Source organism: Psychrobacter sp. (assembly GCF_018260395.1).
In the GTDB taxonomy this organism is placed as follows: domain Bacteria; phylum Pseudomonadota; class Gammaproteobacteria; order Pseudomonadales; family Moraxellaceae; genus Psychrobacter.
Genome location: NZ_JAGLBC010000227.1, coordinates 1 through 2,176, shown reverse-complemented (window position 1 = coordinate 2,176; position 2,176 = coordinate 1). Strand labels below are relative to the sequence as shown.

The 2,176-nt window shown below is 45.3% G+C and carries 2 protein-coding genes; both read right to left on the bottom strand.

Translation table 11 applies throughout. The annotated features are described in order from the left end of the window. Positions 1–712, bottom strand: a 712-nt coding sequence (gene casB, locus QZ265_RS10700; protein WP_296406026.1) for a type I-E CRISPR-associated protein Cse2/CasB, incomplete at its 3' end; no start/stop codon positions are given. Positions 713–751: 39 nt separating this feature from the next. Then, the coding region (gene casA / locus QZ265_RS10695) for a type I-E CRISPR-associated protein Cse1/CasA (protein ID WP_296406025.1) at positions 752–2,176 on the bottom strand (1,425 nt) is incomplete at its 5' end.

Below are 2,176 nucleotides of genomic sequence, written 5' to 3'. Positions count from 1 at the left end.
TGTCTTGATAATCCTGAAACCAATGCACAATATCATTAGCCAGCCAAACCACATTCAGGGCATGCCCTTGTTGTTGCAATTGTGCCACCAGTCTCGCCAGCAACGTGGTAAAGCTATCAGGGTCACGGGCAGCGGTTAGCTTCTCAAAACGTAATGGGGTAATCAGCGGTCTATCATCTACCTTATGTCCAGCAACATATGCTAGCGTATTCGGATGTCCCTTCTCTTTAGCAGAGCTACCCTTAGCAGAACTGCCTTTATCCGAACGGCTTGCATAATAGTGATTATCCACAGTGCGTACCTGTGCCAATATCCAAGCAATGGCAAGCCAAGCGGCAAAAGTGTTATCAGAAATGGTGGGTTGATGTTGACTTTGATATTGGCTTTGTTTGTCAAGCAACTTAGGTTGCAGTTGTTGCCACAGCGCAATAAAAGCCGGCTGGATAGCGACATCATCCATATGTTGACAACGCCTTAACTTAGCGGCATCACTGGCTGACATAGCAGTGCGAAAAAAGGCAGCGTAAGACTCATTTATCTCACTATCATTTTGTTCGTCACCTTTACCTTTTGAAGTACCTTTAATCTCCAACAAACGGTTATGCCATGCCAATACAATATCGGCGCAACCATTTAAATAGCGAGTAGCTTGGTAAGGTGTTTTTGTGGAAGCTGTCGGTTGCTTGGCTATAGTGGGTATAGAGGGCGTCATATTATTATCCTTAATCGTTATTGTCCTTGTGACAAGGGCTTAATCATCTTTATTGGCTTTGTGTTTGTTGCGAAACTCGGTAAGCTGTTTATTGCCATATAAAAAAGCACGTAAATTGTTTAACTGCGCCATATGGCGTTGACTCACCACATCGGCTGATAGAACTTGCTCATCATAGATTTGCAAAGTTAATTGGCATAAGTTAACGAGCCACTTGCGTGCAGCATCAGCCGTTAGCAAGCCTTCATTATTGACCGCATCGGCAATGGCATTAAAAAACATGGCTTCACTACGTTGCCAAAACATCGTATCAATCATACTCATGTCGCCTTTACTGTCTTTGGCATGTCGCTCACTCATCCAGCTATATTTAATACTGTCGCGTAGCGTCTTAACGATGGTTCCTGTCAGCATCTGTAGCTCTAGTACAACCTTTAACAATCGAGCTTGATGCTTAGTAGAGATATAGTAAATCGGTAATTGGTGGCTATAAAAACCCCGGGCCTTCATATTATCCATATCGTATGAGAACGCCCAAAGACCTTTTGCTTTTATCCTGCCTCGGCTGCGTTGTTGAATCTCATTGGCATGGTCTAATACCTTAGCCCGTATAAAGCCTGTCTTGTCTTGACTGGCTGTAAAGGTAAGCATGTGCCAAATTTTATAGGTAATTCCCCCTGGTTGGGCTTTGATAGAAAACGGGGTCTCCTCTGGCTTTTTGGAATTATGGCGATAGGGGGTAATGGGATGCGGTGACCAATCGCCCTCATAGTTGGGACCATAGTTTTGAGTGCGATAATGGCGTACAAACTGCTGGCATGGCTCGCACGTTAAATCATCTCGCATTTCGATATCTGTGGTAGCAGTGTTGACAGATTCATTGTCAGCAACGTCAGTACCATCTACTTTTTCCGTAGCTGTATTGATGGCAATATCGTCAACAGACTCAATAATCAGCCGCATCCGACGCGGCATTCCCCAATAGACATGCAGCGGATGCACTTGGTCGTAATAAATAGGTTCGCCTGTTTTATCACTGATTCGAGTAGGGGCAAGCCAAGGAAAAACACTGCCATTGCTAAAATCTGGGTCAGGATAATCCCAATCGCTACGGTTAATCACATTCCACCACAGTTTTTGCCATAAACTGCTGTTAGCATCGCTAGGGCGTACCAGTGTGGTCATGGGGCCGCCACCACGCAGCCCGGTACGATGCCCCACTCCGCCAGATGGCGCATTAATCTGTAAGGTAAATAAGGCCATCGCTGCCATTGGTAGGGACAATTGATTCACCTTGTCCCGCTTAATAAAAAAGTCTTTATTCAACTTTAGGGTATTGCCGCCCGGTGCTTCAATAAGCAAACCTGCCACCGGATTAATCGATTTAACCGAGGCTAAATCATCCAAGTCCTGCATAAAGCGGGCACCTTTAGCAACGCCATCTCCCGTCAAGCTAAACGCATG